Origin of the sequence: Acinetobacter sp. Lyrl_1 (genome assembly GCF_051948795.1) — a bacterium.
Classification (GTDB): Bacteria; Pseudomonadota; Gammaproteobacteria; order Pseudomonadales; family Moraxellaceae; genus Acinetobacter; species Acinetobacter towneri.
This window is the reverse complement of the sequence record NZ_JAYJLK010000015.1, coordinates 41,935-48,923: the sequence shown is the minus strand read 5'-3', so window position 1 is coordinate 48,923 and position 6,989 is coordinate 41,935. Positions and strand designations below refer to the sequence as shown.

The 6,989-nt window shown below is 41.1% G+C and carries 7 protein-coding genes; 3 read left to right on the top strand and 4 right to left on the bottom strand.

The window, feature by feature from the left end:
• Positions 1 to 1,045, top strand: a 1,045-nt coding sequence (locus VF675_RS06900; RefSeq protein WP_440204987.1) for an RNA-guided endonuclease InsQ/TnpB family protein, incomplete at its 5' end; no start/stop codon positions are given.
• Between the two features lie 178 nt (positions 1,046 to 1,223).
• The gene (gene map / locus VF675_RS06895) at positions 1,224 to 2,018 is read left to right on the top strand and encodes a type I methionyl aminopeptidase (protein ID WP_004976729.1); all 795 of its coding nucleotides are present in this window, start codon (positions 1,224 to 1,226) and stop codon (positions 2,016 to 2,018) included.
• A gap of 224 nt (positions 2,019 to 2,242) precedes the next feature.
• On the opposite strand, the gene VF675_RS06890 is transcribed toward map, so the two are convergent.
• Together VF675_RS06890 and VF675_RS06885 are read right to left on the bottom strand one after the other, a co-directional pair.
• Positions 2,243 to 3,142, bottom strand: a complete 900-nt coding sequence (locus VF675_RS06890) for a LysR substrate-binding domain-containing protein (protein WP_004976726.1) — start codon at positions 3,140 to 3,142, stop codon at positions 2,243 to 2,245.
• Positions 3,143 to 3,216: 74 nt separating this feature from the next.
• The gene (locus VF675_RS06885; RefSeq protein ID WP_004976725.1) at positions 3,217 to 3,645 is read right to left on the bottom strand and encodes an HD domain-containing protein; all 429 of its coding nucleotides are present in this window, start codon (positions 3,643 to 3,645) and stop codon (positions 3,217 to 3,219) included.
• 120 nt (positions 3,646 to 3,765) lie between these two features.
• On the opposite strand from VF675_RS06885, the gene VF675_RS06880 reads away from it, so the two are divergent.
• Positions 3,766 to 4,095 carry a hypothetical protein gene (locus tag VF675_RS06880; RefSeq protein WP_004976724.1) on the top strand — a complete coding sequence of 110 codons (330 nt, stop codon included), beginning with the start codon at positions 3,766 to 3,768 and terminating at the stop codon, positions 4,093 to 4,095.
• Positions 4,096 to 4,189: 94 nt separating this feature from the next.
• Here VF675_RS06880 and glnG read toward each other — a convergent pair whose 3' ends face one another.
• Together glnG and glnL are read right to left on the bottom strand one after the other, a co-directional pair.
• Positions 4,190 to 5,668: a nitrogen regulation protein NR(I) gene (glnG, locus tag VF675_RS06875; protein WP_440204986.1), complete on the bottom strand. Its 1,479-nt coding sequence runs from the start codon at positions 5,666 to 5,668 to the stop codon at positions 4,190 to 4,192.
• The gene (glnL, locus tag VF675_RS06870; RefSeq protein ID WP_168418932.1) at positions 5,655 to 6,764 is read right to left on the bottom strand and encodes a nitrogen regulation protein NR(II); all 1,110 of its coding nucleotides are present in this window, start codon (positions 6,762 to 6,764) and stop codon (positions 5,655 to 5,657) included. The genes glnG and glnL overlap by 14 nt, the downstream gene beginning before the upstream one ends.
• Between the last annotated feature and the right edge of the window lie 225 nt (positions 6,765 to 6,989).

Here is a 6,989-nt window from a genome sequence, read left to right as displayed (position 1 = left end):
AGAGTGGCAGCGACAATACAAGGCTGATAAGGAATATCGAGATCAGTGTGAGTATTATGATGTTGCGGTGAATGAAATGCTTCTTAATAGACCTAAAGAGAGTAAATTAAGAAAGCACCTAAACACTTTTAAATTTGAAAAATATCCTTTCATGAAGAAAGTGACTAAGTGCGCACCACAGTTGGCGATTAAGCAGTTGGGTAGTGCTTTTGATAGATTTTTTAACGGCAAATCAGGATACCCCAAGCCAAGAAAAAAAGGCAAGGATGACCGTTTTTCATTATCAAATGATCAATTTAGCGTAAAGGGTCGGTCTATTAAAATCCCTAATTTGGGTTGGGTGAAAATGACTGAGAATCTGCGCTATAAGGGTAAAATTCTCTCGGCCAAAATATTTAAACAAGGTGGTAAGTGGTTTGTATCAATCGCTGTCGAACTCACCCAGATCGAAAAGCTTAAACCGAAAACAGGTTTAAGTATCGGTGTTGATTTGGGTGTCTCTAATCTTGCCACCCTTTCAAATGGTGAGGTTATTCCTTCTAACGCACCACTTAAAAGACAGCTTGCAAAACTAAGGCGACTCAACAAGTCTTTTAGTCGTAAGAAAAAAGCTAGTCAGAATCGAGAAAAAGCAAAAGCCAAGCTATCTCGCCTGCACTATAAAATTGCCTGTCTACGCAAGAATAATCTTCATCAAGTCACAACGGATTTGGTAACACGTTTTGATGTGATTGCGATTGAAGATTTGAATGTTAAAGGCATGTTGAGGAATCGTAAACTCGCAAGAGCTATATCCGATATGGGTTTTTATGAGTTTAAAAGGCAGTTGATTTATAAAGCCAAACAGCATGGAAAATCGGTACTTTCGGTTGGTCGATTCTTCCCAAGTAGTAAAATGTGTTCGTGCTGTGGTGAATTAAATCAATCTCTCACACTTTCTGCGCGAGAGTGGAAGTGCTTAGTTTGCCAAACCATCCAAAATCGTGATGTTAATGCATCAATTAATATCCTGCGATATGCGGATAAAGATTTAATCACTGCATAAGTGGTGATTAAGGCGGTGAGTTACACCGTGACAGCCTATGGAATTGAGGTAATCCCTAAAGCAAATGTTTTAGGTTCTTGATGGTGAAGTAGGAATTAAACATCAAACCCACATTGAGTAGGTTTGAGTAGGTTTTAAATAACGGCTATAATCTCAGGCTTCAGGTCAGGAGTTCATCATGCGCGCCCTTAAAGTCAGCATTAAATCAGAGCAAGATATTGAGAAATTACGCATTTCGGGGCGTTTGGCTGCTCAGGTGTTGCAGATGATTGGCGAGCATGTCAAACCTGGAGTCACGACAGAATACTTAGATGATTTGTGTCACGATTATATTGTAAATACCTTAAAAGTCATTCCTGCCAATGTGGGCTATCACGGTTATACCAAAACCACCTGTATTTCACCCAATGAAGTGGTCTGTCATGGTATTCCATCATCCAAAACCATTTTAAAAGATGGCGACATTATTAATATTGATGTGGCAGTGATTAAAGATGGTTTTTATGGTGATACCAGTCGTATGTACTATGTGGGTCAGGTGAAACCAGAAGCGAAAAAACTGGTCGATACCACTTATGAGGCGATGCGCGCAGGGATTCATGCGGTGAAACCGGGCGCGACTTTGGGCGATATTGGCTATGCCATTCAAAGTGTGGCGCATCGTGAAGGGTTTAGCATTGTGCGTGAATATTGCGGACATGGTATTGGGCAGGTGTATCACGAACAACCAAGTGTGCTGCATTATGGTCAGCCTGGACAAGGCTTGGTGCTTAAAAAAGGCATGGTATTTACCATTGAGCCAATGGTGAATGCGGGCAAAGCGCGTGTGAAAGAACTGAAAGATGGCTGGACGGTGGTGACGACAGATAAATCACTTTCTGCACAATGGGAACACATGGTTGCTGTGACTGATACAGGCTTTGAAGTGTTATCGCCGTGGCCAGAAGGTACGGGGAGTTATCCTGAAATTTAATGCACGAATGCTTTCAGGTTAAGACTGATAGATAAAACATCTTAGACTTTAGTTTTAAACTATTTGTTAAAAAATGAACAATCGCTATAATTGAAGTCAAAGATACTTGCTGTAGTTTCTTTGTTTTAGCTTTCTTATTTTAGATTGTAGTTTTCAAAGCTTATCTGTCTTAGATAAGCTTTTTTTTTTGCTGTTTCGTATCTGAAATCAAAAGATCCTATGTGCTAACGAATGGTTAGCTTTTCGACCAAATAGTCGATAAATACACGTACAGCAGGTAATAAACCACGGCGTGATGGATAGACGGCATGGAAAATACCATGCGGTGCGTGCCAGTCGGGTAAAACACGAACCAATTCACCCGATGCAACATAATCTTCAACAATCGTGTCAGGCAACAACACAATGCCACAATTTTGTCGTGCCAATTGCGCTAGCATCATTAAATCTGAACCCATGACTGTAGGGTTGACCTTAATTTTTTTCGGTTGCTGTTGTTGATCATGCACAACCATGTATTGATCTAAATGCTCATCCGACATGCTTAAAATTTTATGATGACTTAAATCTTCAGGTTTTTTCAAATCGCCAAATTCATTCAAATAAGCCTGACTGGCAAATAGATGTTGTTCGATGTTGCTGAATTTGCGAATCACCAAACTTGGATCATCATCTAAATTTGAGCGGACACGCAGGGCAATGTCGATCCCTTCGTTGACGATATCGACACGACGGTTGCTGACAATTAGCTGTACTTTAATTTCAGGGTAGGCTTTCAAAAACTCAGGCAAGATTTTGGCAATTTCATTTTGTGCAATTGAAACAGGTAAGCTGACTTTAATTACACCACGCGGTTGAATACTTAGGTGATCGACCAAGTCGTGCGCGGCTTGGGCAGCATTCATCATTACTTGCGCATGCCGATACACATTCATACCAATTTCTGTGACCGCAAAATGACGTGAGCTGCGCTGAATTAAACGCACACCTAAGCGTTCTTCTAGGTTGTGTACGCGTCGGCTAAGTTTGGATTTTGGAATATCGGTGGCGCGTTCTGCTGCACTAAATCCACCATGTTCGACCACTTGGGCAAAACAATAAAAATCATCCAAATCTGTAAGCATGACTAAATTCCATTTATGCAACAATACTTAAATTAAAGTGGCATCGTTGCATGTTGTCAATCTTTAATTGTGCTTTATTGCTGTGCTTTTTGCAGAATCTCTAAAACTTGTCGGTATTCTTCTAAACGGGCTAAATCACGTGCTGTAGGATTGGGAATCCGCGTTAAATTCATGTTGTCTTGCACATCTGCAATTTTTACAGCACAGGCAAGCGGGTTTTGTGCAGTACGCATAGCCGCTTGAACACGAGTTTCATGCGGCAGTTTGGTGAGCGCCTGAATTGCTTGAATAATATGCGTTTGAAATCCTAAATTTTGCAGGTCTTGTGCTGTGGTGTGGGTATCTTCAAGAATGTCGTGCAGTACAGCGACAATTTGCTGATCGGGCTGTTGTAATTGCAACATTACACGTAAGGGATGCAAAATATAAGGCTGACCGCCTTTATCTAGCTGCCCTGTATGTTGTTGTACTGCAAGTGTAATTGCATTTTCTAGAGTTGCCATAAGTATAATTAAAAAAATTTCTATAATTATAAGCCGTGCTTAGCGCAAAATATAGAAATTGCTTGTTATGATGCAAACAGATTTTATGTTTATCTATTTTACTATTGGTGATGCTGCTCTATGCCATATCAACTCATTGAACTGAATACGCCTGCGACTGAAAATTTGCTTTGCCCACATTGCCAACATGCTGTTATTGATTGGGCAGAAGAACAATATATTCAGCCTTGCGAGCATACTTTGTTTGTCGCAATGGATTTGGGTTTTGAATATGCCTCAGATGTATTTGAACAAAGCATGCCACGCAGTGTCGATGAAATTCATGCACATGATGATCAGTTGGATATGTGGCAAGAACTGACTTCAAGTCGTTATCCGCAATATTTGATTTATAAAACGGATTTAGGCGTGCAAGGTTTATCTCGCTATGTTGGATTTACCGCGGCTTAATTGCACTTAACTTAGAGAGTCTAAGATATAAAAATAGGGAAATTCAAAAGCTGAATTTCCCTATATTTTGATGGATTAGATATTTTTTCTGCGTTTAGCTCTCCATATCTTCTTCTATTTCATCATCGGCACTGTCCATTCCTAATTCTTTGAGTTTTCGCGTCAAAGTATTACGTCCCCAACCCAATAATTCAGCGGCATGACGTTTACGTCCACGGGTTTGTTGCAGTGCAGCATTAATTAAGGTGCGTTCAAACATTGGAATGGCGATATCCAGAAGTTTCATCTCGCCATTTTTTAACTTTTGTACTGCCCATTGACCCAACAATTCATCCCAGTGGTGCATAGACACTCGATCTACCAAGTGCTGTGCAGGATGCTCACCTAATTTTTCAATTGGAATTTGCTTGAGTTCAGTTGGTAAATCTTCAGGATAGACCTCACGGCCTGTAATCATGACGGTTAGCCAACGGCAGGTATTTTCCAGTTGGCGTACGTTACCTTGCCAAGGCAGTTGTTGCATATATTCAACAGTTTCAGGACGCAATATTTTTGGACTCACCCCCAATTCTTTGCCCGCACGTGCTAAAAAGTGTTGCGCCAACATTGGAATATCTTCGCTACGATGCGCCAGTTTAGGAATGTGAATACGAATGACGTTCAGGCGGTGATACAAGTCTTCACGGAAGCGACCATCCTGTACCAGTTTTTCTAAGTCCTGATGCGTCGCTGCAACAATACGCACATCTACTTTGACAGGGATATGCCCACCAACACGGTAAAACTCACCGTCAGCCAAGACACGCAATAAACGAGTTTGAGTTTCAAAAGGCATATCGCCAATTTCATCTAAAAACAGTGTGCCGCCGTTGGCTTGTTCAAAGCGCCCTTGACGTTGCGTATTGGCACCCGTAAACGCACCTTTTTCGTGTCCAAAAAGTTCGGTTTCAATCAGATCTTTAGGAATGGCCGCCATATTTAGCGCAATAAATGGCTTGCTGCTACGTGGTGAGTGGCGATGCAGTGCATGTGCCACCAGTTCTTTACCTGTGCCAGACTCACCATTAATCAGCACGGTAATATGTGATTGTGATAATCGTCCAATGGCGCGGAATACTTCCTGCATAGCAGGTGATTCACCAATAATTTCTGTCGATTGAATTGGCTGTACTGTAGATTTTGCAGATTCTTGCTGTTGTAATTTGGTGATGTGTAAAATTGCACGATTAACCAACGCTAAAGCTTCATCAAGATCGAAAGGCTTAGGCAGGTATTCAAATGCACCAGTTTGGTAGCTTGAAACTGCTGACTCTAAATCGGAGTGTGCAGTCATAATAATGACAGGTAGGTCTGGGTAGTTTGCTTTGACTTTGGCTAAGAAGGTCAGGCCATCCACCCCAGGCATACGAATGTCGGTCAAAATTACATCGGGTGCATCTTGGCTGAGTTCATCCAGTGCAGATTGAGCCTCTTCAAAACTGGTGACTTCAAAACCTTCTTCTCTAAAGGTTTTTTCCAGTACCCAGCGCATTGCTCGGTCATCATCAATCACCCAAATTTTATTTCGCGACATGACTCGCCTCCCAAGGTAAATATAAGCTAAATATTGTTTTTCCCGGAATGGATTGGCATTCAATCATTCCGTTGTGTTGATGCATAATATTTTGTGCGATGCTCAAACCAAGCCCAGTGCCGTTAGCTCGTCCAGTCACCAACGGATAAAATACAGACTCTAAAATGTCTTCAGGTACACCAGGGCCGTTATCTTCAATATCAACACGCACCGTAGAGCGGTTCAGTACACCATTAATGGTGACTAAGCGCTGAATACGGGTTCTTAAAACCAATTCAGGTTGATGCTCGATAAAGAAATCAGCGTTTTCAGTCATGGCTTGCACCGCATTGGCACAAATATTCAGCATGACTTGAATCAATTGATCACGGTCTGCCATGACTTCAGGTAAGGAAAGGTCATAGTCACGAATGATTTTTATTTTATTTTTGGTTTGATTGACAATTAAACTGCGTACACGTTCCAAGGGCTCGTGTACGTTGACCAATTCATAACTTGGTAATTGGCGTGAACCGAGCATGGTGTCTGCCAAGTTTCTTAAACGATCGACTTCACTAATAATAATGTCGGTAAATTCGTCATATTTTGGGTCATTCAAGCTGCGTGCTAAAAGTTGAGTCGCACCACGAATTCCTGCAAGCGGGTTTTTAATTTCATGCGCCACACCACGTATGAGTTGCCGCGCCACCTGATGCTGCTGAATAAAGTTTTCTTCTTTGGAAATTTTGAGCATCCGATCAATCGGATTTAATTCAATCAGCAATAAGGGATGATAAGGCTTGCCTGAATTTAGCTGTGATGCAGTGTAATCGACGTGAATATCTTTGAAATTGACATTAATTGTTGCTTCACGGCGTGTATAAGGTTGACCTGTTTTGAGTGTGTTTAGAAAAGCCTCTTGAGTATTAAACTCATCATTAGGCATGTGCAGCAGATTTAAAACAGGTTGTCCTGATGCACGAATTAAACTGATATCAAACAAGGCTTCACACGAAGAATTTAAATAAAAAATATTCAGGTCACGGTCAACCAATAAAATTGCAGTGCTTAAGTTGTCTACCAAGAGGCGGTAGTCAATGCTCTGGGTTTGATCCATTAGCGAATACTTCCTGTATTAAAATAGCGCAAGGGTATTATCATGTAGCAGCCATGTTCCAAATTTGGATCGAAGTGAGGCGAATTAAGCAAAATGCACGCCAACTTTAAGTTTTTAGTGCATTTATCTTCGCAAGTTCAAAAAAATGCGCTGCAACTGGACTGAATTTTCAAGATATAACGGATAACAGAAACACTGTAAATAAAAAATGCATTAAAATGGTGC

Bases quoted from the DNA above. Each gene is read 5' to 3' on its own strand.
- map (WP_004976729.1), top strand. From the start codon at position 1,224: ATGCGCGCCCTTAAAGTCAGCATTAAATCAGAGCAAGATATTGAGAAA.
- VF675_RS06890 (WP_004976726.1), bottom strand. From the start codon at position 3,142: ATGCTTACAGATTTGGATGATTTTTATTGTTTTGCCCAAGTGGTCGAA.
- VF675_RS06885 (WP_004976725.1), bottom strand. From the start codon at position 3,645: ATGGCAACTCTAGAAAATGCAATTACACTTGCAGTACAACAACATACA.
- VF675_RS06880 (WP_004976724.1), top strand. From the start codon at position 3,766: ATGCCATATCAACTCATTGAACTGAATACGCCTGCGACTGAAAATTTG.
- glnG (WP_440204986.1), bottom strand. From the start codon at position 5,668: ATGTCGCGAAATAAAATTTGGGTGATTGATGATGACCGAGCAATGCGC.
- glnL (WP_168418932.1), bottom strand. From the start codon at position 6,764: ATGGATCAAACCCAGAGCATTGACTACCGCCTCTTGGTAGACAACTTA.